The following is a 320-nucleotide window of genomic DNA, read 5'->3' as shown; positions in this document are numbered from 1 at the left end:
GGCTGATACCCCCCCAAAGGTAACAATTCTTTGACTTGTAAGTAGTTGGAGTACAACTGACGAAAGTTATTAGCAAGCTGGCTGTGCGCTTCATGGGTACAAGCATTCATACAACGACTAATAGAAGCATTAATGTCGATCGCAGGATAATGACCTTGCTCGGCTAATTGACGAGACAATACCACATGCCCATCAAGAATAGCTCGAGCTGAATCAACAACAGGGTCTTGCTGATCATCCCCTTCAGCAAGTACTGTATAGATTGCCGTTAAGCTTCCATCAGGATTGTCACTATTGCCAGCACGCTCCAACAATTGTGG

Annotated in this window: 1 pseudogene; it reads right to left on the bottom strand. The window is 45.0% G+C overall.

What is annotated here, in order from left to right:
* Positions 1–320, bottom strand: a pseudogene (gene fliI, locus A3712_RS07630) (flagellum-specific ATP synthase FliI); the annotation flags it as partial.

The sequence above is a fragment of the Vibrio sp. HI00D65 genome (genome assembly GCF_001635455.1).
Lineage (GTDB): Bacteria > Pseudomonadota > Gammaproteobacteria > Enterobacterales > Vibrionaceae > Vibrio.
This window is presented reverse-complemented; position numbering and strand designations above follow the sequence as displayed.